The sequence below is a fragment of the bacterium genome, from assembly GCA_035380285.1.
Classification (GTDB): domain Bacteria; phylum Auribacterota; class Erginobacteria; order Erginobacterales; family DAOSXE01; genus DAOSXE01.
In genome coordinates this window covers 94,979-115,574 of the sequence record DAOSXE010000002.1, presented here as the reverse complement: position 1 = coordinate 115,574, position 20,596 = coordinate 94,979, and the positions used below count along the sequence as shown (strand labels likewise).

Here is a 20,596-nt window from a genome sequence, read left to right as displayed (position 1 = left end):
TCGGGCTTAGAGTCCGCGGAGCCGCTTGATCCTTTCCTCTACCGGGGGGTGGGTGCTGAAAAGGCCCGACAGTTGTTTTCCCTTCAGCCCCATCATCGGGTTGACGAAGTAAAGGTGCTGAGTGGCCCGGTTGGCCGCCTCCAGCTTTCCGGGCGAAAGGGCAATCTTTTCCAGCGCCCGCGCCAGCCCTTCGGGGTTGCGGGTCATTTTCGCCCCCGCGGCGTCGGCCAGATACTCACGCTGCCGCGATATCGCCAGCTGGATCAGCTTGGCCGCGATCGGGGCCAGGACCGCCAGGACCAGGGCGGCGACGAGAATGAGGGTGTTGCCTCCGCCTCCGCCCCCGGATCGGTTCCTCCGGCCGCCGCCGCCCCAGAAGGTATAGCGCAGGAAAAAATCGCAGAGCAGGGCGATGATTCCCACCAGAACGCCGACCAGGGTGGCGAAAAGAATGTCGCGGTTTCCGACATGGCTGAGTTCGTGAGCCAGGACGCCCTGGAGTTCCTCGCGGTTGAGCCGCTCCAGCAGAGCGGTGGTGACCGCGATGGAAGCGTGCTCCGGATCCCGGCCGGTGGCGAAGGCGTTGGGGGCGTCGTCGTCCGCGATAATGTAGAGTTTGGGCATCGGCAGCCCCGAGGCCAGGGTCAGTTCCTCCACCACGTTGTAGAGCTGGCGGTACTGTACGGGATCGGCCTCGCGGGCGCGGCTGGCCAGGAGAACCATCCGGTCTCCGAAATAGTAGCCGTTGAGGGAGAAAACCACCGCGAAGACGAACGCCGCCGCCAGAAACGCGGGCGAACCCGTGGCGGCGCTCACCAGGTAGCCGATGCCCATCACCACCAGGCAGAAAACGGCGATCAGGAGCAGGGAATTACGCTTATTCCGGGAAATTTCCTCGTACATGAACGTTGTCTTTCGATGTTTGCCCGAGCTCGATTGAATTAAAAAGAGACCTTCACCGGTTCTTTTTCGGCGGCGGCCTCGGTTTCGAAGAAAGGCTCCCTGGTGAAACCGAATTTTCCGGCCACGAGGTTGCTGGGGAACGTTTCAATTCTGGTGTTGAGGATCATGACCTGGTCGTTGTAGTGCTGTCGGGCGAACGAGATCCGGTTTTCGGTGGAGGTGAGTTCCTCCTGGAGGCTGAGGAAATTCTGGTTGGCCTTGAGCTGGGGATAGTTCTCGGCCACGGCGAAAAGGCTTTTCAAGGTCTGGGTGAGCATGTTTTCGGCCCGCGCCCGCTCGTCCACCGAACCGGCCTGCTGAATGGCGGCCCGGGCCTCGGTCACCCGGGTAAAAACCTCCTTTTCGTGGGCGGCATACCCCTTGACCGTCTCCACCAGGTTGGGGATGAGGTCGAAACGGCGTTTAAGCTGGACGTCGATCTGGCTCCAGGCGTTTCTGACCCGCTGGCGGAGGCGGACCAGGCCGTTGTAGGCGCCCACCACCCAGATAGCGATTACTACGATCAACCCCACGATCACCCAGAGTGCGATCATCTCGTTTCCTCCTGTCGGACGGTTGAACCCGCTGCGCGAGCAGCCGGAAAAAGTTCCGGGAAAAGTATGTACCCGTTCCCCTCTCCTCTGGCAAGCATCTTTACAGGCCCTCGGCTCTACGTCTCCACGGGGGTCCCTGGAGAAGATACCCGGCGACGATCCGGGCCACCAGGTCGGCTCCCTCGACGGTGAAATGACAGTCGTCGTAAAAATGGCCGAGATCGCGGGGAAAGCCCTGAGCCAGATCGATGCATTCGACCCCCCTCCAGAGACAGTAATCCCTGAGAAGACGGTTGTAGCCGTCCAGCCCCCGGGCCAGGGCGGCGGGTGTATAGTAAGGCTGCCCCGGCGACTGTTTGAAGTTGCCGACGCCCCCCATCCAGAGGGAAGCCGTTTCCTCCGCGGGCATATTCGCTTTCCATAGGGCGGGCTGGGTGACGAGGATGAGCCGGTAATCCTTGCGGGCGGCGTAGTGCACGATCCGGTCGAGGTTGGCGATGAACTCGCGATGGGCTTCCTCCATCGGCGGGAGCGCGTCGAGGTATTCTCCGGCTTGTGCCCGCCGCTCCCTCCAGAACCGGACCACTTCGCCGTGGGGGTCCTGGGGCGGCGGTTGAAAGATCCGGTTGCGGATCCGTTTGGCCGCCCGCCAGAGCGCCGTTCTCCTCCAGAACGGGGGGGGAGGGATGGAATAACTGGGGGGCACCATCAGAAAAGCGTGGTCGATCTGGGTCTCGGCCGAATCGGGGTCGCGCAGATAATCCGGGTCGTAATACTCTCCGCGGCGCAGACGCAGGAGCAGGTCGTTGACCCCCGCCATGATGACGATGGCGTCGATGTCCATCTCCTTGAGGGGAAGGTATTCCACGTGGAAGATGTGGTCTCTGGTGGTCTGGCCCGACCTTCCCCCGTTGCCGACCCAGGTCCGGATTCCGGGTCTGGCCTGATGGAGCAGGGTCACCATGCGCCGCGGCCAGGTGTCGCGCTGGGTCAGGTAAAGACATTCGGCCGCGCTCCCACCCAGAACCAGGACACGATAATCGTCGTTGGGAGCCGGTTCGTAGGAACGCAACCCCAGGGAATTGGTCCGGAACCAGGCCTGCGCAGAGGTTCCGGGCATGATCTTCTGGTCGGGGAAAAAAGTTTCCTCCAGAAACGGGGGCCAGATGAAAAAACCGGGCGCCGCCGGGAAGAGCGCGCCGGCCGCCCCTTCCAGCACCGCCACGCAGAGCGCGGCCGCGCAGAGGAGAACCGCGAACCTGGCAAAAAGCTTACCCATCTTATTTAGTATAGCATCCGCGGTTACGTATTTCCCCTCTTTCGGGGCGCCGGGGAGATTTACCGGTTTCCAGAAAATCCCCTAAACGCCATAATGTCCCGGCGGAGACTCCCGAGACGTCCGTATGAAGATTCTCATGGCCAATTCGATCCGCCCCGAGGTATGGGGCGGGGGAGAAAAATGGTTTTTGACCGCCGCCGCCGGCCTGCGCCGCCGCGGGCACGAGATCACCGCGGCCGGGCGTCGGGGCTCTCTTTTCCTGGCCCGGATGGGCGCCGCCGGCCACAGGGTCGAAGGAATCCGGATCCGGTTGGATTACGGCTGGGGGAGCATTCGGCGGGTCCGGCGGATCATCCGTCGGGAAGGGATCGAGCGGGTGCTGCTCAACGTCAACAAGGACCTCCGGACGTTCGGCGTGGCCGCGCGCCGGGAGAGGGTGCCCCTGGTCGCATGCCGGCATGGGGCCAGGGTGTTCTCCGACCGCTGGAAGGACCGTTTCAGCGCTCGTTTCGTCGACCGGATCATCGTCAACAACCTGGCGCTGCGCGACGAGTACTCCCGCTACCCCTGGCTTCGGGGGAAACCGGTTATTCATCTCCCCAACGGAATCGATCCGGCTCCTCCGTCCCCCGCGGCGCCGCTCCGGGAGAAGTTTTCGATTCCCGAAAGCCATCTGCTGATCCTGGCGGCGGGAAGGCTTTCCTTCGAGAAAGGGTTCGACCTCCTCGTCTCCGCCGCCGCCCGTCTCGGATCAGATCCGCCTTTTACCGTGATCCTGGCCGGCGAGGGCCCGGAAGAAGAACGGATCCGGCGGGCGGCCTCGGACTTGAACCTGGGAAAGAAACTTCGGCTGGCGGGATTTCAGGAAGATGTCCGCCCCTGGATCGCGGCCGCCGACCTGGTGGTGTTGCCTTCCCGGCACGAAGGGATGCCCCATATCCTCATGGAGGCGATGGCGGAGGCGAAGCCGACGGTCGCTTTCCGGGTGGGCGGGGTCGAGGAACTCCTGGGGGAGGGGGCGGGCTGGCTGGCCGACCCCGGCGATCCCGGCTCCCTGGCCGGCGCCCTGCAAGCAGCGTTCGCTTCCGCCGTCGAGCGCTCTGCCCGCGGCCGCCTCGCCCGGGAGCGGGTCGCGGAGCGCTATTCCATGGAACAGATGCTCGACGGGCTCGAAAAAGCCTTGGAACTGGTATGAGATGATCGTCGTTTTCTATAACCTGCTCGGGTTGTGCGGCCTGCTTTTGGCCTTGCCGGTACTGGCCCTGAAAATGGCCACCACGGTCCGGTTCCGCCGCGGATTGGGCGAACGGCTGGGCCGCTATCGGATCGGCCCCTTGCCCCCCCCGGCGCGGGCGCCCCGGATCTGGATACAGGCGGCCTCGGTAGGAGAGGTCAACGCCGCGCTTCCCCTGGTCGCCGCCATTCGCCGCGACCTTCCCGAAGCCGAGCTGGTGGTCACCACCCAGACGGCCGCCGGCCGGGACACCGCCCGGGAAAAAATCGGGCAGGGGGCGCTCTGCCTGCTCTGCCCGCTGGACCTGTGGTTTTTCGTGAAAAAATTTGTCGACCGGTTCCGACCTTCCCTGTTGATTCTGATCGAGACCGAGATCTGGCCGGCCCTGATCGCCGAGACCTCCCGGAGAGGTATTCCCATCTGCGTCTGTAACGGCCGGGTTTCCGAATCCGCCTTTGCCTGGTACCGGCGCGGGAGGTTTTTTCTCCGTCCCTTTCTGCGCCGGATCGACCGTTTCTGCATGCGCGGGGAGGAGGATGCGCGCCGGGCGCGGGCAATGGGGGTTCCCCATGAGCGGATCCGGGTGACCGGGAACCTCAAGTACGACGTGCTTGACCGTGCGGCCGGAAACGGAGGGCCGGCCCCTGGCCTGAACCTCCGTATCGAGCCCGGCGACCGCTTCCTCGTGGCCGGGAGCACTTTTTCGGGAGAGGAAGAGATCGTCGGGGAAGCTTTTTCCGGATTGAGGAAACGCCATCCCCGGCTGCGGCTGATCGTGGCCCCGCGCCACCTCGAGCGGGTCGACGAAGTCGTGAAAAAACTGAGGCTGGCGGGGCTGGAACCGGTCCTTTATTCCGCGCTCGGCGACGCCCGGCCGCATCCGCCGGTTGTCGTCCTCGATCGTTTCGGTATACTATACCAAGCCTATGGCCTGGCGGATCTGGTCTTCGTCGGCCGCAGCCTGCGGGGAGGGGGAGGGCAGAATCCGATCGAGCCCGCATCGTTGGGGCGGCCGGTGGTATTCGGTTCGGGGATGAAGAACTTCAAGGCCGAGGCCGAGTTGCTGGTGAGCGCCGGCGCCGCGGCCGTGGTCGAACGGCCCGAAGATTTTGCCGAGGAGGTGGAAGCGCTTCTGAACGCCCCGGAGCGGCTGGAAGCGATGGGCCGCGCCGCCCGCCTGGCGGTGGAAAGCTGCCGCGGAGCCTCGGAGCGGAACCTGCAGGCGGTGCGGGAACTGCTCGAGGGCTGAAGGAAACTATGAGAGACAAGGTCGAACAGTTTTTCGTCGAGGTGGTCGAGGGCAGCCGCCAGGGGCCGGCCGCCGCCGCCGGGAGAGCATTTTTCCGGATATTATCCTGGATCTACCGGATCGTGGTTCAAGCCAGGTTTCTGTTCTATCGCCTCCGGATATTCAAGAGCCGCCAGGCCACGGCCTGGGTGATCAGCGTGGGGAATATAACCCTGGGGGGGACCGGTAAGACCCCGGTGGTGGAACGGGTGGCGGCGCTGCTGCATGAACGGGGGCGCAAGGTGGCCATCGTCAGCCGCGGCTACCGGCGCAAAACCGGGCCGTTGCTACGGAGGGTCAAGGAGAAAATCGCCGGGGCTCCGACCACGCGGGTGGTCTCGGACGGGGAGCGGGTGCTGCTGCCGGCGCGGGTGGCGGGGGACGAGCCCTACATGCTGGCCGGAAACCTGGAAGGGATTCCGGTGCTTATCAATCGAAAACGCTACAAGGCCGTCCAGTACGCGATCAAGCGGTTCAAAGCCGATACCATAATTCTCGACGACGGTTTTCAGCATATCGGGGTAAAAAGGGACCTGGATATCGTTCTGGTCGACGGGGGGAATCCCTTCGGCAACGGCCACATTTTCCCCCGGGGGATTTTGCGCGAACCCCGGGGCAACCTCGCCCGCGCCGATCTGATCATGATCACCAAGGCCGACGAAGCCGACCTCCCGAGGTTGCGGAAGCAGTTGGAGGCCATAAATCCCTCGGCCGAGCTGATCGAATGCCGGCACCAGCCCGTTTTTCTCAGGGACGTCAGAACCTCGATCCGGGCCTCCCTCGACTTCATTCGGGAAAGCCGGGTGGCGACTCTCGCCGGCATCGCCCGCCCCGACGGGTTCGAAAAAACCATCGAGAAACTGGGAGTCGAGATCACCAGGAGATACCGTTTCGCCGACCACTATTTTTACCGGCCCCAGGAGATCATCGATATTCTCGGCGGCGCCGCGGCGTCCGGGGCCCAGTTGCTGATCACCACCGAAAAAGACGCGGCCCGGCTTCCGCGGCTCCCTCGGGGAGGGCTTCCCGTCTATTCCCTGCGCGTCCGCATCGAGGGGCTGGAGGGAGAGCCCGAGTTCGACCGCCAGCTGCTGGATTCCCTGCGCCAGCGAGACCGCCAGCGACGCCGTCAGCCGGGGTGAGCGCGGAGGAGGTATGGCGGCCTATTGGGGAATCCTGGTTCTTCGCGCCCTGGCCTGCGTTCTCCCCGGGGCGCTGGTACGGGAGTCGGGGCGGTTGGCGGGCGAAGGAGCGTATTTCATTCTCGGTCGCCATCGGCGGATAGCCCTGAAAAATCTGAAGATCGCGTTTCCCAAGCAAGGCCCGCGCCGCCTCCATCGACTGGCCCGGAAATCGTTCGGAAATCTGGGGGTATCGCTGGTGGAGTCGCTGAGGCTCCGGGTGTTTTTAAAGGGGAGATGGCGCGACCGTTTCGATGTGGCGGGAGCCGATATCCTCCGCGAGTCCCTGGCGGAGGGGAAGGGGGCCATTCTTGTCCTGGCCCATCTGGACGCCTGGGAATACCTGGCGCTGGGCGCGCGCCTGCTCGGCGTGCGTACGGCCGCGATCGGCCAGGACATCAAGAACCCGGCTTTGGACGGCATGGTGAAAGATACCAGGGAAGCGCTGGGTCTGGAGCTTTTCCCCAAGTATGAAGTGGCTCAGGCCATCATCGATTATCTCGCCTCCGGCGGCGCGGTCGCGATTCTGGCCGATCAGCGGGCTCGGACCATGAGCGTCTCCGTTCCCTTCTTCGGAAAGAAAACCGCCACCACCGCCGCCCCCGCAGTGCTGGCGCTGAGAAGCGGCGCCCCCCTGATTCCCGTCTTCATCGAATCCGGAAAGGGCCGGTTCCTCGTCCGGATCCGGGAGGCGGTGGAAACGGAGGCCGGCGGGGGATTCAAGGAAGCGGTTCTGGCCGTCACCTCCCGGATCAACGGCATTTTGGAAGAAGAGATCCGGAGCCGTCCGGAACACTGGCTGTGGGCGCACCGGCGCTGGAGAGAAGCGTGAAGCGGGGAGCAAAAAAGCCGGTGCGCGCGATCCTGGTGAGGGAGCCCAACTGGGTGGGGGACAACATCTTCACGCTCCCGGCGGTTCGGGAGTTAAAAAAACGTTTCCCGGCAGCGGCCATTTCGATCGTCACCCGGCCCGGGATCGTCCCGTTCTGGCAGCTGGTTCCGGAGGTCGACCGGATCTTTTCCGCTCCCGAGCGCGGCGGCCTGCGCGATCTTTCCGGAAAACTGCGGTTGATCAGGAAACTGCGCCGGGAGCGTTTCGATCTGGCGGTCGTTTTCCCCCGTTCTTTCGAATCGGCGCTGCTGGCCCGGCTGGCGGGGGCTCGCGAACGCTGGGGCTACGCCGAGGAAGGGCGTTCGCCGCTGCTCACGCGCCGGGCCCGGTGTCCCCGGGGCTACCGGCATACCCACCGCATCGATTATTACTACCGCCTTCTGGACGGAGGCCGCGGCGAGACCCCCGCTCCCCGGGAGATCCTGTCGATCCCCGGCGCCTTGAGCGCCCGGGCCGGGAAGTTGCTGCAGGAGGAATTCGGTCCCCCCGACGGCTCGCCGTTGATCGGCTTCCACCCGCGCGCCAGCCATGGCCCCGCTAAATGCTGGCCCCTGGAGCATTTTCAGGAGTTGGGCGGGCGCCTGGCCCGGGAGCGGGGGGCGCGGATCGCGGTTTTCGGCACCGCGGTGGAGAATGAACTGGTGGAGCGGGTCGTCGCTGCCGGCGGCGACCGGGTGAGGAGTTACGCCGGCAAAACCTCCCTGGGCGAACTGGCGGCGCTTCTCGCCGCCTGCGACGTCGTCGTCGCCAACGATACCGGGCCCCTGCATCTGGCGGCGGCGGTGGGAACGCCGGTGGTCGCACTCTTCGGTTCCTCGGATCCGGCCGCCACCGCTCCCCGCGGCGAGCGGGTGACGGTTATGTTCCGGGGCTTGTCCTGCTCGCCCTGTCTCCGTCAGGTCTGTCCCGAAGATACCGCTTGTTTGCGGGATATATCCCCCCGGGAAGTCTACGAGCGGGTGGTCGAACTCCTGCCGGAGCGCTGACCGGCTCCATCCCCGCCGCCGTCGGTTGCCCCTGGATCTCCGCTCGGATGGGAAGACCCTTCGACCGGCACCGCCACCGGGTCGCCGGGCCTCGGCGGAGTCTTGAAGATGAAAACGTAGAAATACGCCAGGAACAGGTAGTAGATCAAAAGCTCCCGGAATTCGGATATCCGGTATTCCAGGGGGTTGGGGTGGGGGGGAAAATGGTTGTTGAGCCAATGGGCGCCCTTGGAGAACACGAACATGAGCGCCATGCCGGCCACGATCATCCGGTCGGGGCGGAGAAAGGCGACGATCCGGTTCCGGCTCCGGAAGAAAAACAGCGGGAAGACGACGAAGAGGACGACCATCAGGGTGTCTCCGACATGCTTGAAGCGCGAGGTGTTATCTCCGATGTTGTGCAGGTTGAGTGCGGGTCCGGCAACGGCGTCTTGAAGAGGAGCCCGGAAGAAGAAATAAAAATAATGGGTCCCGTAATCCAGTTCTTCGAGGAGGACGAAGAGTGCCCCTAGAAAGATCGCGGCGACCGTGGCTTTTCTGATCCGCGTGGACTGGAGTTTCCAGCCTACGGCCGCCGTTACCGCGATCCCCGCCAGAAAGAGGGCCTGGAGGTTTTCCAGCAGCCCGTATTCCCGGTTGAAGGGCGGGGCGATAACCGCGGAGAGGGCGGCGCCTCCGAAAAAATAGCCGAAGATCGTGAAGGCTCCCAAGGCGGCCGGAACCGCGGTGTAGACCGCGATTCTCCACGGCAAGGTTTCTTCGTTCGGCTTCACTCCCCGGCGCGCTTTCTAAAACAGGTTGAGGTCGGAAACGATCGGGGATAGAGTATCGTGTTTAAAAATCAATTGCAACGCGGGAACCCTCTCTATGGAGAAGATCAGCGGCATCGTCACCTGCTTCAACCGCGAAAACGAAATTGCGGACTGCCTGGCCAGCGTGGACTGGGTCGACGAACTGGTGGTGGTCGATTCCTTCAGCACCGACCGGACCGCGGAGATCGCCGGCCGCTACGCCGACGTCCTCCTCCGGCATGAATACCGTTCCGCCGCCGCCCAGAGGAATTGGGCGATGGAGCGCACGTCTCACGATTGGACCCTGATCATCGATTCCGACGAAGTCATGCCTCCCGAACTTCGGGACGAGATCCGGGAAGAGATGGCGGCGCCGCGTTACGACCGTTACCGGGTGTTCAGGCGGGGGATATTCCTGGGTAAAGAGATGCGCCACGGCGGCTGGCCCCGCGATACCAACAACATCCTTTTCCGCAAGAGCGTGTATCGCTTCAACGACGACGAGGTTCATCCCCTGCTGCTGCCGGAAGGCGCATGCGGCTGCTTCACCAACCGGCTGATCCATTACACCCACCGCTCGATCGACGAGTTCGTCTCCAAATCCCACACCTATGCCGGTTGGGCCGCCCGCAAGTACCGGCGCCGGGGGCGCCGGGGGGCGTTCGGGAAGATCTTCACCCACCCGTTCTACAATTTCGTCAAAATATACCTGCTGCGAGCCGGTTTTCTGGACGGAGCCCGGGGCCTGGTCAGCGCGGTTCTTTCCTCGGCATACGTAGCCGAAAAATACGCCAGGCTCTGGGAGTTGGACCATTGCCGGTTTCCCGACGGCGCCGGAAACGGGGGAGAAGGCGCTGGTGAAAATCTCGCCCATCCATCCCCCCCCGGGGGAGCGGAACCGGAACTCAGGGCGGGGAAAGAATCCTGAGCTTGGCGGCGGGGCGCCCTTCCTCCCCGTCGACCACGCACAGGGAACCGATCCGGGCCAGGATTTCGCGCGCGGCCCGAAGATACAGCCGCCGCCGGCTGATGTCGGGGGCCTTGGAATACTCGGCCAGCCTGGCGGCGAACCGTTCCGTTTCTCCCTGGGCCGATTTGACGGTGGTGTCGCGATAGGCCTCGGCCGAGCGCAGGAGCCGCTCCCGTTCCGCCCGGGCGCCGGGGATTTGCTCGTTCCGGTAGGATTCCGCGCGGCTGATCATCTTGCGTTTGTCCACCTGAGAATTGATGACGTCGTCGAAGTAAGGCTGCACCGTCAGCGGCGGCCTGATCTCCTTGATTTCCACCAGAGCCACGGAGATGCCGGTCAGGTTTCGGTCGAGGTCCTGCTGCGCTCCCGCTCTGAGCTTCTGCCCGATTTCCTTTTTGCCGTAAGTCAGAATCTCGTCGATGGGTCGTTCCGCCAGGAGTCCGATCATCCGGCGGCAGACGATGCTGCGCAGGAGTTCCTCTTTGTCCGCGCAACCGTAGAGATAGGCGTAAGGATCGCTGATGGTGTACTGAATCACGGCGGCGATCTCGACCGCGTTATTATCCCCGGAGAGGCAATACGATTCCAAGCCGGTGAGACGGTAGAAAAGGTAGGAACGCGATTCCTCGCCGGAATCCTGGAAAAACGTGTCCACCATCATCCGCTGCACTTCCTTGGCCGGAACCCGGTGCACCCGGCTCAGCGGCCAGGGCCAAGTCAGATGCAGTCCGGGGAGAACCCGGCGGTTGGCGACGGTCCCCATGAACTCCACCAGCCCCAGCTGGTTGGGTTTGATCGAATACAGCATGGTGGAAAGTTCGTAGAGAAGCAGCAGCGCCGCCAGGGCTCCCGCCACCAGGGCGGAGAACCGCCGGGCGTGCCGCCAGGCATCGCGCAGTTCTTGTCCCAGGGAAGTGCTCATGGCGTCGGGGAGGCTTCTGGGGGCGCGGGGGAGGGGAGAGGGGCCAAGTAGCGGAAGAGTTCCGAACCGGTGGATAAAATAAGAGTGGTCTCCTTGCCCAATATTTTCTTATACGTCTCCATGGTGTCGAGAAACCGGTAAAAGTCCGGATCGCGTCCGTAGGCTTCGGCGTAGATGCGGATGGCTTCGGCGTCTCCCTCCCCCTTGACGATCTCCGCCTCCTTGTACGCCTGGGCCCGGACCTCCGCCGCCTGTTTATCCGCGTCGGCTTCGATCGCGGCCGCTTCTTCCAGGCCTTCCGCCCGGTATTTTTTCGCCTCCTTTTCCCGCTCCGCCTTCATCCGGTTGTAGACGGCGTTGGTGACGATGCTGGGGTAGGAGAGACGGCAGATGCCGACGTCGACGATTTCCAGACCGTATTCCCGGGCGGCCTGGCCGCCGGCTTCGGTCAGAATCAGTCGCTCGATCTCGCCCAACTCCACTTTCTCGGGGTCGACGTTGATGATCTGGGAAAGGGTGAAATCGCCGAGGACGCTTCCCAAACGGGCGTTGATCATGTCTTCGAGTTTCTGGCGGGCGGTTTCCGCGGTGGTTACCGATTGAAAGAATTTCAGGGGGGAGGCGATCCTCCAGGTGACGTAGCAGGTCATGATGATCGGGTTTTTGTCTCCGAGGAGGAGCTGGATGGGCAGGGTCTTGAACACCTGAATCCTCCGGTCGAGTCGGTTGACCGTATCGATGAATCCGGGCAGTTTGAGGTGCGGTCCGGCTTCCGAAACGGGTTGGCCGATCGGTCGGCCGAAGCGGGTGATGATGACGATTTCGCGTTCGCTGACGGTGAAGATGCAGAGGCTGACCAACCAGACCGCCAGAGCGATGACGATCAGAACGACAAGGGTTTTTCTCATGGATACATGTTCTCCAAAGTAGCGCCGACGAGCGGCGGCCGGCCCGTCGCTCCCAGCCAGATATCCGGGGGTTCGACTTCGGGCGAAACCAGGATCAGGCGTTTTCCCCCCAGGGTTTCGCGCACGGTTCTCAGGTAGAGCAGGGTCCGGGAAAGGGCCGGCCGCATGGAAGCGGCCAGGCTGATCTCCCGGAATTTTCCGGCATCGCCGTCGGCGGTATCGACCTGGGAACGCACATAGGATTGGGCCTCGGCCCGGGTCCGGGAAGATTCGCCCCGGGCCTGGGGAAGCACCGTGTTCCGGTAGCCGATCGCCTGGTTGACGCTCTGCACCTTCTCCTGCATGGCGGCGATGACTTCCTCGAACGCGCCCGCGATCGAAATGGGGGGGTGGATATCCTTGGTGTTGACTTCCACCACCTCCAGGCCGGTTCCGAACCGGTCGAGGTGCCGCTGAAGCCGGCCCCGGATCTCTTCTTCGATCGGGCGCCGGGAAACGGTGGCGATGTCGTAGAACGTCCGCCCGGCGTAGATCTCCGTGATCAGGGAGTCGGTCAGGAGCGCCAGGCATTCTTCCGGCGCGGCTTGGCGGTAGAGGTAATCACGGACGTTTTTGACCCGGTAGTGGACGGTCAGGTACGGGTAAAAAAAGTTGTTGTCTCCGGAAAGAAAGGCCTGATCGACGCCGTGCTCCCTGGTCCAGATCAGCGCCGGCACCTGGGGGTTGCTGACGTTGCCCACGTCCATGGTCCTGATGCCGGTGGTGTCGACCTTGAGCACTCTTTCCAGGGGCGGGGGGAGTTTTAGGTAAAACCCCGGTCCCAGGGGCGCGTCGACATCCAGCGGGGTTCCCAGGCGCTCCCGGACGGCACGTTCGCGCGGTCCCACGGTGAAGAAGCACAGGGAGAAGAGCCCGACGGCGGCGACGGCGGCGAGAACGGCGCCGGCGGTTCTTTTTACCGCCCTGCGCCTTGGCTCCAGCCAGCTCCGCCAACCGGTTCCGCCTTCGGCTTCGGGGCGGCCGCGGGCTACGCCCTGGAAGATGTTCTCGATCAGTCTCAGGGAGGCCCGATCGGTCCACTCCGTTTCCCCGCGCAGCGCCCGCACGAAGTTGACGAAGGTATCGAGCGCGAAGGAGACAAGAAAGACGCAGATCACGATCGCCGCCGGTTTGTCCGCGTTCACGCCCAACTGCAGAAGGATGAGGGCGAACCCGGCGATCAGAGAACCGAGCATGTCGGCCTTGGAGTGAAGTCCGTCCGAGACCAGACCCGGCGACCTCGTCTGCTTTCCCACCCTGGTTTCGAACTGGTAGACGAAGAAGGAGCCGAGGGCAAAGAGGATGAAGAAGAGCCCGGAGATCAACGGATAGGTCACGGACGCGGCGGAGCTGCCGACGATCTTTTTAACCACCATGACGGCCGCGGCCAGGATGAAAAGGCCGATGACGAAGGAGATTCTGGCTTCCAGGGGCAGGCGGCTCCAACCGCGTCGGCGCCCTTCCGGCCCTTCCGGGGCGGGGCCCGACCCCAGCGAGAACAGCACCAGCAGCGAGGTGACGATGTCGGAGAGACTGTGCCAGGCTTCGGCCAGAACCGCCAGGCTGCCGGTCAGGAAGTAGATGGCAAACTTGAGAACGGTGAGGACCACGTTGAAGAGGGTGGAGAGGGCGGCGGTTTTTTTCTTGGCGTTCATGGCATCAGCACCGAAAATTCCGTTTCAGGGCCTTTGGCATCCCGGCCCGGGCCGTAAAAGGAACATAGACCTCGGCGGATTTTCAAAGCAAGGGCTAATTTCCGGCGATTACCGCTCAAGCCGCGGGGCCCGGAGACCTGGGCCGAAACCCGCTACGATCGTTTTGGTCCGCCGGGGGTATCCGTCCACCGCCGCCAGCCACCGGCCCGGTTCGGTTTCGACGGCGTCGACCTGATGCATGCCTTCCTGGTTCCAACCGTGCCCGGTCCCGCGGACGACGGGGCTCAAGGCCGATTCGTGTTCCCGGTACTCGTCCGGAGTGAGCCGGTCGACGATGAAGACCCTCACCGAGTTCCCGTAGACGGGGTCGCCGTCCTGGGCGAACCGGATAACGCGTCCCCGGTAATGGATCATTCTTCCTCCCGGCCGGGTGATGTCGTCGTCGCCCGCGATCAGGGGGCTTTTCGGGTGCTCGCGCCACGGACCCCGCGGCGCCGGTGCGGTATAGAGCAGTAGATCCTTGTTCGAGCCCCGGGCGAAGATATACCAGGTCCCGTCGTGGCGGATGATCGACGAGTCCTTGAGGGGACGCGGGATCAGAACCGTATCCCGCACCCAGCCTCCGGGAAAATCCAGGGCCCGATAAAGGAAAACGGCGCCGGCTTCGGCGCTTTCCGGGATCATGAACCACTCGCCGCCGTCGGAGAAGACGTAAGGATAGGAGAGGTGAAAAGGCTCGTTCAGAACCACGCGTTCGTAATTCCAGGACAGACCGTCGCTGCTGGAAGCCACGGCGATATCTCCCTGATCCGAACGGCGGTCGATGACCTCGAAAAAGAGGAACCAGCGGCCTCCGTCGCGGGCCAGGAAGGGATCCGCGACCATGGTCGCGGGGATATCGTCGACGTCGTTCGCGGTCAGAACGGGGATGTCGGCATCGGTGAGGGGGGAGAGCCGGAAAGGATCGGGTCCCCGGTAGATGGAGATCGACCAGATGCGACTGCCGGTGACGAGGTCGAGATAGGGGAGGGAGTAAGCGAGGCCGAAGATCGCCCGCACCCCGTAGGGCGCGGCCGCGGCCGCCAGGAGCAGGGCGATAAACGAAGCGGTTTTTTTCATGTTCACCGGTGTTCGGAAACAGCATGGTATCCCGCCGGAACGGCGGAATCAATCGGCTTCCCCGGGAGCGGCGGCGGTTCCGGGGACGCCGTTTTCTCCGTTTCCGGGGGACGGGGGACGAACTCGTAGATATCGTAGGTTTCGTGATGGGAGTCGATCCCGGCGTTGACTTGATAACGTCGATGCGAGACGAATTCATACTCCTCGGTCGTCGTTTCCAGCCAGTTCCGCCAACGCACTTCGTCGAGGGCGGCGTAGGGCTCGAACCGGTCGGGCACGCTGAATACCACGACGCGCAAGGGGCGCAGGGACCGCGTCGCCCCACCTCCGCCCGGGTCGTCGCGGAAGATTTCCTGGTGGCAGAGGTAGCGGGAAGAGTGGCCCCACTGAAACAGGCGTGGGAAAAATTCGATCCCCAGGTCGCGATAGACGCACACCGTTTGAACGTCCCGCGGTTGTCCCCGCCAGAACTTCCGGGCGAAATCGCGGGCGCGGACGTCTTCGATGTTCTTGTAGGGGTGGAAAAGGTCGACAGCCGCCGTCGCCGTTCCGGTTAGAGCCAGCAAGCCGAGAGCGGCTCCGGTGACGGGTTTCCGCAGCCGTGGCGAGGAGATCAAAGCGATGAGCCTGGCTCCCCCCAGGCCGGCGAGCAAACAGATGGCGGGGGCCAGATAGAGGTTGAAACGCGCGCTGTAGCCGTAGGGGTAGCGGTGGAGGATGGCGGCGATGAAGGTGAAGAGAAAGGGTGAGAGAAGCAGGGCGAGGGGCAGGCGCCGTCCCCGCCGGAAGAATACCGCCGCCCCGACCGCGAAGAGGACGAACGTCGCCGCGGATCCTCCGTTGTGGCCCCCGTTGGGGTAGGCGAAAAGCAGGCCGGTGTGCGTGCGCAGGAGCCACGCCGCCAGGCGCCCGGGGTGCCCCAGGGGCGGGAAGGTTCTTGTCCAGGCCTGGTCCTGGTTGAAGGAGCTGGTGGCGGGGTCTTCCTTCCGCAGCCAGCTCTCGCGCTCCAACTGGGGGCCGGTGGAAACGGCATAGACGACGAGAAAGCCGGCAATCAACGTCAACGGCAGGCAGCACCAGGCGATCCGGGAGCGGAGCCGGCCCCAGGCCGCGGGCAACAGGGCGACGACAATCCCCCCCCCGGTGAAAGCGGCGGGAAAGGAGAGGCCGACCGCGATCGGGGCAAAAACGACCAGAGCCCACAACGGGGCGGTTTTCTCCGGGTTCCGCAGCCACGCGACCGCCCCGAGGGTGAGGAGCAGGGATACGGCGAGGTCGACGGAATAGGGTTTGATTTCCACCGCGTGACGGATGGGGTAGTAGGAAACGGCGAAAAGGGCAACGGCCAGCAGGGCGGGCAGCCCTCCCAAAAGATTTCGGGCCACCCGGACGAACAGAAACACGGCGCCGATGCCGCAGAGGAAAGGGAACACGCGGAGCGCGTACTCGTTGAAGCCGAGAAGCTTGACCGCGGCCGCCTCCGTCCAGAGAAAGAAGAGGGGTGCAACCTGATGGTAGGCCAGGGGGCCGAGCAACCCGTCGAAGCGGGCGCAGATGAAATTGGCGGCGAGGAATCCTTCGTCGGGCCAGAGGGGGAAACAGAGAAGATAGCGGATGCTTCTGGCGGTTACGGCCAGGACGACGAAGAACGCGATCAGTCCGGCGACCTTCCGTGGCCCGATCTCGGGAAGGAAGATGTTCAGAGGAAGCAGCGGAGTCCGTTCATCGGGGCGACGGCTCCCCCCCGCCGCGGGGGCGCCGGATAATGGCTTGTCATTTTCATTTGCCATAGTAAACTATTATCCATATCGAGCGGGCGTTGGCAAGACTGCCGCCGTACGGCATATGAACTCCTCCTCGTAGATAAGAACAATGAGATAATAACAATGGTCGATATCAGCGCCATCGTTACCTGCTGCGACAATATGCCCTACATCGAGAGCTGTCTTCGCTCCCTGTGCTGGGCGGATGAATTGATCGTGGTGGATTCCGGCAGCCGCGACCGGACCGATGAAGTGGCCCGCCGCTACGCCCACCGCTTTTTTCGAAGGGAATACACCTCGGAATCGGAGCAGCGCAACTGGGCCATCGATCAAGCCACGCACGCCTGGATCGTCATCATCGATTCCGACGAAGTAATGCCGGAAGCGCTCCGGGACGAGCTGCTCGAGACGGTGCGCGACCCGCTTTACGGGCGTTATTTCGTCTTCCGCCGGGGAATTTTTCTCGGGCGCGAAATGCGCTACGGCGGTTGGAACCGGGATTTGAACAATATCCTCTTCCGCAAAGACCGCTACCGGTTCGACGGAGCCCGGGTCCATGCCCGGCTGGTGCCGGAAGAACCGGCGGGAGTGTTGAAAAATCGTCTGATCCATTACACCCACCGTTCGATCGACGAGTTCGTCCGGAAGTCCAGTCGCTACGCCGCCCTTCAGGCCGAAGCCTATGCTCGAGGCCGCCGCGGCGCCGCGGCGGCCCGGATCGCGGCCAATCCGGTTTTCAATTTTTTAAAAAACTACGTTTTCCGCCGCGGGTTTCTCGACGGCGCGCATGGCCTGATCAGCGCCGTCCTGTCTTCCTGCTATGTGGCGGAAAAATACGCGAGGCTCTGGGAGCTGGAAAATTCTACCCGGCGGTTTCCGGGCGCGCCGGAGTGATCCGGAGCGCGGGAGAAGCCGTTCCCGTCTCGCCGCCGCCGGTATGATGCCATGCCGGGAAGTCGGCCCCCGGCCGGACGGGTCTCGAACCCGCCCAAGAGGAGTTCGGCCGCCGGGAATGAAGATATTGCTGCTCACATGCCAGGGGGACATGGCCGGAGCCACCAACTCGATCGGGTGGCTGGCCGAGGGCCTGGCCGGCCGCGGCCACCGGGTGTGCGTGGGCTGCCGGAAGGAATCCGCACTCTATTCCCGGCTCGGCTCGGGACCGGTCGAACCTATTCCCATGACCTTCCGGGGCAAGTTCGACCGGCGCAACATGGGGCAGATCGCCGCCGCGGTGAGGGAGCGGGGGATCGAACTGATCAACGCCCAGGCGGGAAGAGACCGCTATACCTCGGTGCTGGCCCGCTGGCGCTACCGGCTTCCCGTTGTCGTGGTTCACACCCGCCGGACGATGCCCAGCAGCTCCGGAAATTTTCTGCAGGTGCGCTTCTACACCCGCGGGACCGACGGCATCGTCGCGGTCAGTTCCGGCGTGGCCGAGGCCCTGGCGGGGATGGGGATCCCCCCGGGGCACATCAGGACGATCCATAACGGGACTCCGCCCGAACGGTATCGGAATCTGGCTGCGGACGCCCCGGCCCGTCTGCGCGCCCGGTGGGGGATCGGAGCGGAAGAGACCGTGATCGGGTGCATATCCCGTCTCAAGCTGCAGGCCGACGTCCTCCGGGCCGCCGCCCGGCTCCCCGAGAAAAAACTGACCCTGGTTTTTTGCGGTTTGGAGGAAAACCCGGAGCTGGCCCGGCTCCGGGCCGGGCTTCCTCCGGGACGGAGGGTGATCTACGCCGGCCGCGTTCCCATGGACGACGTCCTCGATTATTACCGGATTTTCACCGTCAACGTGCTGCCTTCCGCCCGGGAGGGGTTTCCCCAGGCGCTTCTCGAGGCCATGGCCCTGGAAGTTCCGGTCATAGCCACCGATATCCCGGGAAACCGGGAATTGATCCGCGACGGCCGCGAAGGTTTTCTCTATGCGCCGGGCGACGAGGCCGGGTTGTCGGAAAAAATCGCCCTGGTCATACGGGATCGGCGCCGGCGCGCCGGCCTGGTCGCCGCCGCCCGTCGACGCGCGCTGAACGAATTCGGCATCGACCGCACCCTCGCCGGCCACGAGTCCTACTACCGGGAGCTGATGCGGCGGCGAACGAGGCCGGGGCTTGATTCCGGGCTCCGAAGCCGGTAGATTGTCTCTCCGGTGACCGATGACCGCGAAACGGGACAAAAAGCGCGCGCTCTACCGGGCGCTGTTCGTCGCCGGCGTGCTCAACGCCGGCTTTCTCATGCTCAGCGGAATGCCCTACCTCTCCACGGCTCCGTCGCAGGGGTGGGTGACCGTCTATAAATACTGCGCTTTTTTCTCCAATTTTCTCTTCATGGGGCTGGCCGCGTCCGGGGCGGCGATGCTGGTTCTCCTGGTCTTCCGCTCCCGGGCGGCGTCGGCGGCCGCAGGGGTCCTGTTCTTCACGCTCATCCAGGTGTACGTCTTCGTGGACGTGCGCGTGTTCCTCTTTCATCATTTTCACCTCAACAGCCTGGCGATCGAAGCCATGCTCACCCCCGGATACTGGGACTCGGTCCGCTTCGATTCCTCGGATCGCGCCGTCGCCCTGCTGGGCCTGGGGGGGGTGGTAGCCGTCCAGGGCCTGCTCCTCTGGCTCCTGGCCGGGGTCCTCTTCCGGGGGGGGAGGCGCGCCGGGCTGACCCGCCCCCTTCCGGTCGCGGGTTTCTTCGCGGTCTTCCTGCTCGCTTTTCTGGCGGAAAAAACGGCGTTCGGGTTGGCCGATTTTTACTCGTACGTGCCCGTCATCCGCTACCGGAAAGTCCTTCCCCTCTACCAACCCCTGACCTTCAAGCGGTTTCTGGAAACGTTCCTCGACCGTCCCGCCCAGGAAACCCTGCCGCGCGTGTCTCTCGAGTACTCCAGCCTCGATTACCCGCTTCCGGGATTCCGCTACGGCCGGCTGCCGCGGCCTCTGAATGTCGTCATTATCATGGTGGAGAGCATGCGGTTCGATATGTTCGCCCCCGAGACCACCCCCAACCTCTGCGCTTTCGCCTCCGACGCCCTGGTTCTGACCGATCATTATTCCGGAGGAAACACCAGCCGTTTCGGGGGGTTCGCCCTTGTCTACGGGCTTTACGGAACCTACTGGCACCCGGCTCTGGCCAGCCGCCAGGGCCCGGTCCTGGTCAAGCTCCTGCAGGAAAACGGGTACGACTTCAAGGCCTATTCCAGCACGGATATGGATTACCCCGAATTCCGCCAGACCCTTTTCGTGGACGTTCCCGAGGCGATCGAAGACCGGATGGGCCCCAAAAAGGCCAAGGACCGCGACCGGGTGCTGGTTTCACGATTTCGGGAGTGGCTGAAGAACCGGTCCGGCGCCCGGCCTTTTTTCTGCTTCGCTTTCCTGGACGCCCCCCACGCCCCCTACTCCTTCCCCGAAGATTCGGCCCACTTCACTCCCTTCTGCCGCGAGGTAAGCTACGTCAAGACCGACCTCAGGGACCAGCGGGAGGAAATATTCAACCGCTACCGGAACGCCGTCCGCTGCGCCGACGGGTCGCTGGGAGAGATGCTGGAAGCCCTGCGCGCCGAGAACCTGCTCGAAGACACCGTCGTGGTCGTGACCGGCGACCACGGGGAGGAATTCTGGGAAACCGGTTATTTCGGCCATAATTCGGCCTATACCGACTACCAGACCAAGGTTCCCATGGTTATCCGGATTCCCGGCCGGGCGCCCGGCGTCTTCTCCGAGCCCACGAACCACTTCGATATCGTTCCCACCCTCCTGGGGGTCTTGGGCGACGACAACCCTCCGGAGTTGTACAGCAACGGCAAAAACCTGCTGGCGGACGGAGGCGAGGATTTCATGGTCCTCGCCGGCTGGGACGATTGCTGTCTTTTCACGCCCCACGTCAAAATGAGGATGGCGTTGGAGGCCTATAACTTTTTCGAGGGCGGGGTAACCGACCGGTCCGACCGGTCCCTGGAAGACGGCGCCGCGGTGTCGGCCGCGAAACAAAGTTATCTGATGGCCGCCTTGAAGGGGATAGGCAGATTCCTGAGATGACGGAGCGCCGGCGCCCGGGCCGGCCGCGCTCCATCGTCTCCG

18 protein-coding genes are annotated in these 20,596 nt (G+C 63.8%); 9 read left to right on the top strand and 9 right to left on the bottom strand.

Annotated features, from left to right (window positions below):
* Nucleotides 1-6 precede the first annotated feature (6 nt).
* The 3 genes from PLZ73_01620 to PLZ73_01610 form a co-directional block, all read right to left on the bottom strand.
* Nucleotides 7-903, bottom strand: a complete 897-nt coding sequence (locus PLZ73_01620) for a M48 family metallopeptidase (protein ID HOO76568.1) — start codon at nt 901-903, stop codon at nt 7-9.
* A gap of 38 nt (nt 904-941) precedes the next feature.
* Nucleotides 942-1,496, bottom strand: coding sequence for a LemA family protein (locus tag PLZ73_01615; GenBank protein ID HOO76567.1), 555 nt, complete (start codon nt 1,494-1,496; stop codon nt 942-944).
* 100 nt (nt 1,497-1,596) lie between these two features.
* Nucleotides 1,597-2,775, bottom strand: coding sequence for an SGNH/GDSL hydrolase family protein (locus PLZ73_01610; GenBank protein HOO76566.1), 1,179 nt, complete (start codon nt 2,773-2,775; stop codon nt 1,597-1,599).
* Between the two features lie 124 nt (nt 2,776-2,899).
* On the opposite strand from PLZ73_01610, the gene PLZ73_01605 reads away from it, so the two are divergent.
* Genes PLZ73_01605 through waaF form a run of 5 tightly spaced genes read left to right on the top strand, consistent with a single transcriptional unit; the run spans nt 2,900 to nt 8,356 of the window.
* Nucleotides 2,900-3,970, top strand: coding sequence for a glycosyltransferase family 4 protein (locus tag PLZ73_01605; GenBank protein ID HOO76565.1), 1,071 nt, complete (start codon nt 2,900-2,902; stop codon nt 3,968-3,970).
* A 1-nt stretch (nt 3,971) separates the two neighbouring features.
* Complete coding sequence (locus PLZ73_01600) at nt 3,972-5,258, top strand: 3-deoxy-D-manno-octulosonic acid transferase (GenBank protein ID HOO76564.1); 1,287 nt, start codon at nt 3,972-3,974, stop codon at nt 5,256-5,258.
* Between the two features lie 8 nt (nt 5,259-5,266).
* Nucleotides 5,267-6,439 carry a tetraacyldisaccharide 4'-kinase gene (gene lpxK, locus PLZ73_01595; protein ID HOO76563.1) on the top strand — a complete coding sequence of 391 codons (1,173 nt, stop codon included), beginning with the start codon at nt 5,267-5,269 and terminating at the stop codon, nt 6,437-6,439.
* Between the two features lie 13 nt (nt 6,440-6,452).
* On the top strand, nt 6,453-7,310 hold the full coding sequence (locus PLZ73_01590; GenBank protein ID HOO76562.1) for a lysophospholipid acyltransferase family protein: 858 nt from the start codon (nt 6,453-6,455) through the stop codon (nt 7,308-7,310).
* A 20-nt stretch (nt 7,311-7,330) separates the two neighbouring features.
* The gene (waaF, locus tag PLZ73_01585) at nt 7,331-8,356 is read left to right on the top strand and encodes a lipopolysaccharide heptosyltransferase II (GenBank protein HOO76561.1); all 1,026 of its coding nucleotides are present in this window, start codon (nt 7,331-7,333) and stop codon (nt 8,354-8,356) included.
* Here waaF and PLZ73_01580 read toward each other — a convergent pair.
* Nucleotides 8,320-9,129, bottom strand: coding sequence for a hypothetical protein (locus tag PLZ73_01580; protein ID HOO76560.1), 810 nt, complete (start codon nt 9,127-9,129; stop codon nt 8,320-8,322). The two genes, waaF and PLZ73_01580, sit on opposite strands and share 37 nt — an antisense overlap.
* 94 nt (nt 9,130-9,223) lie before the next feature.
* Between PLZ73_01580 and PLZ73_01575 the strand changes: the two genes are divergently transcribed.
* Entirely contained in the window at nt 9,224-10,075 is an 852-nt protein-coding gene (locus tag PLZ73_01575) for a glycosyltransferase family 2 protein (GenBank protein HOO76559.1), read from the top strand.
* Here the strand turns inward: PLZ73_01575 and hflK are convergent.
* The 5 genes from hflK to PLZ73_01550 form a co-directional block, all read right to left on the bottom strand.
* Nucleotides 10,053-11,039 carry an FtsH protease activity modulator HflK gene (gene hflK, locus PLZ73_01570; protein HOO76558.1) on the bottom strand — a complete coding sequence of 329 codons (987 nt, stop codon included), beginning with the start codon at nt 11,037-11,039 and terminating at the stop codon, nt 10,053-10,055. The two genes, PLZ73_01575 and hflK, sit on opposite strands and share 23 nt — an antisense overlap.
* Nucleotides 11,036-11,947, bottom strand: a complete 912-nt coding sequence (locus tag PLZ73_01565; GenBank protein ID HOO76557.1) for a protease modulator HflC — start codon at nt 11,945-11,947, stop codon at nt 11,036-11,038. Before PLZ73_01565 ends, hflK begins: the two co-directional genes overlap by 4 nt.
* Nucleotides 11,944-13,641, bottom strand: coding sequence for a cation diffusion facilitator family transporter (locus PLZ73_01560; GenBank protein HOO76556.1), 1,698 nt, complete (start codon nt 13,639-13,641; stop codon nt 11,944-11,946). The genes PLZ73_01565 and PLZ73_01560 overlap by 4 nt, the downstream gene beginning before the upstream one ends.
* 108 nt (nt 13,642-13,749) lie before the next feature.
* Nucleotides 13,750-14,760 (bottom strand): hypothetical protein, encoded by a 1,011-nt coding sequence (locus PLZ73_01555; protein ID HOO76555.1) that lies wholly within the window; start codon nt 14,758-14,760, stop codon nt 13,750-13,752.
* 2 nt (nt 14,761-14,762) lie between these two features.
* A complete protein-coding gene (locus tag PLZ73_01550; protein ID HOO76554.1) occupies nt 14,763-16,550 on the bottom strand; it encodes a glycosyltransferase family 39 protein in 1,788 nt (595 codons plus the stop codon).
* A 96-nt stretch (nt 16,551-16,646) separates the two neighbouring features.
* Between PLZ73_01550 and PLZ73_01545 the strand changes: the two genes are divergently transcribed.
* The 3 genes from PLZ73_01545 (at nt 16,647) to PLZ73_01535 (ending at nt 20,554) form a co-directional block, all read left to right on the top strand.
* Complete coding sequence (locus PLZ73_01545; protein ID HOO76553.1) at nt 16,647-17,417, top strand: glycosyltransferase family 2 protein; 771 nt, start codon at nt 16,647-16,649, stop codon at nt 17,415-17,417.
* Nucleotides 17,418-17,535: 118 nt separating this feature from the next.
* Nucleotides 17,536-18,663: a glycosyltransferase family 4 protein gene (locus PLZ73_01540; protein ID HOO76552.1), complete on the top strand. Its 1,128-nt coding sequence runs from the start codon at nt 17,536-17,538 to the stop codon at nt 18,661-18,663.
* Nucleotides 18,664-18,682: 19 nt separating this feature from the next.
* Complete coding sequence (locus tag PLZ73_01535) at nt 18,683-20,554, top strand: sulfatase-like hydrolase/transferase (protein HOO76551.1); 1,872 nt, start codon at nt 18,683-18,685, stop codon at nt 20,552-20,554.
* Nucleotides 20,555-20,596: the final 42 nt, after the last annotated feature.

What these genes read in the sequence shown, in the direction of transcription:
- PLZ73_01545 (HOO76553.1), top strand. Translation starts at nt 16,647, where the DNA reads ATGGTCGATATCAGCGCCATCGTTACCTGCTGCGACAATATGCCCTAC.
- PLZ73_01605 (HOO76565.1), top strand. Translation starts at nt 2,900, where the DNA reads ATGAAGATTCTCATGGCCAATTCGATCCGCCCCGAGGTATGGGGCGGG.
- PLZ73_01575 (HOO76559.1), top strand. Translation starts at nt 9,224, where the DNA reads ATGGAGAAGATCAGCGGCATCGTCACCTGCTTCAACCGCGAAAACGAA.
- PLZ73_01565 (HOO76557.1), bottom strand. Translation starts at nt 11,947, where the DNA reads ATGAGAAAAACCCTTGTCGTTCTGATCGTCATCGCTCTGGCGGTCTGG.
- hflK (HOO76558.1), bottom strand. Translation starts at nt 11,039, where the DNA reads ATGAGCACTTCCCTGGGACAAGAACTGCGCGATGCCTGGCGGCACGCC.
- PLZ73_01540 (HOO76552.1), top strand. Translation starts at nt 17,536, where the DNA reads ATGAAGATATTGCTGCTCACATGCCAGGGGGACATGGCCGGAGCCACC.
- PLZ73_01550 (HOO76554.1), bottom strand. Translation starts at nt 16,550, where the DNA reads ATGGCAAATGAAAATGACAAGCCATTATCCGGCGCCCCCGCGGCGGGG.
- PLZ73_01560 (HOO76556.1), bottom strand. Translation starts at nt 13,641, where the DNA reads ATGAACGCCAAGAAAAAAACCGCCGCCCTCTCCACCCTCTTCAACGTG.
- PLZ73_01615 (HOO76567.1), bottom strand. Translation starts at nt 1,496, where the DNA reads ATGATCGCACTCTGGGTGATCGTGGGGTTGATCGTAGTAATCGCTATC.
- PLZ73_01620 (HOO76568.1), bottom strand. Translation starts at nt 903, where the DNA reads ATGTACGAGGAAATTTCCCGGAATAAGCGTAATTCCCTGCTCCTGATC.
- PLZ73_01600 (HOO76564.1), top strand. Translation starts at nt 3,972, where the DNA reads ATGATCGTCGTTTTCTATAACCTGCTCGGGTTGTGCGGCCTGCTTTTG.
- PLZ73_01610 (HOO76566.1), bottom strand. Translation starts at nt 2,775, where the DNA reads ATGGGTAAGCTTTTTGCCAGGTTCGCGGTTCTCCTCTGCGCGGCCGCG.
- PLZ73_01555 (HOO76555.1), bottom strand. Translation starts at nt 14,760, where the DNA reads ATGAAAAAAACCGCTTCGTTTATCGCCCTGCTCCTGGCGGCCGCGGCC.
- PLZ73_01590 (HOO76562.1), top strand. Translation starts at nt 6,453, where the DNA reads ATGGCGGCCTATTGGGGAATCCTGGTTCTTCGCGCCCTGGCCTGCGTT.
- PLZ73_01535 (HOO76551.1), top strand. Translation starts at nt 18,683, where the DNA reads ATGACCGCGAAACGGGACAAAAAGCGCGCGCTCTACCGGGCGCTGTTC.
- lpxK (HOO76563.1), top strand. Translation starts at nt 5,267, where the DNA reads ATGAGAGACAAGGTCGAACAGTTTTTCGTCGAGGTGGTCGAGGGCAGC.